Source organism: Exiguobacterium sp. N5, assembly GCF_025842465.1.
Lineage (GTDB): Bacteria > Bacillota > Bacilli > Exiguobacteriales > Exiguobacteriaceae > Exiguobacterium > Exiguobacterium profundum.
Map to the genome: position 1 here is coordinate 1 of NZ_JAPAEP010000014.1, position 374 is coordinate 374.

Here is a 374-nt window from a genome sequence, read left to right on the forward strand (position 1 = left end):
GCCGGTGACAAACCGGAGGAAGGTGGGGATGACGTCAAATCATCATGCCCCTTATGAGTTGGGCTACACACGTGCTACAATGGACGGTACAAAGGGCAGCGAAGCCGCGAGGTGGAGCCAATCCCAGAAAGCCGTTCTCAGTTCGGATTGCAGGCTGCAACTCGCCTGCATGAAGTCGGAATCGCTAGTAATCGCAGGTCAGCATACTGCGGTGAATACGTTCCCGGGTCTTGTACACACCGCCCGTCACACCACGAGAGTTTGCAACACCCGAAGTCGGTGAGGTAACCGTAAGGAGCCAGCCGCCGAAGGTGGGGCAGATGATTGGGGTGAAGTCGTAACAAGGTAGCCGTATCGGAAGGTGCGGCTGGATC

At 57.0% G+C, this 374-nt stretch carries 1 rRNA gene; it reads left to right on the forward strand.

From position 1 onward, the window contains the following. Positions 1-374, forward strand: a 16S ribosomal RNA gene (locus OKS35_RS15355); the annotation flags it as partial.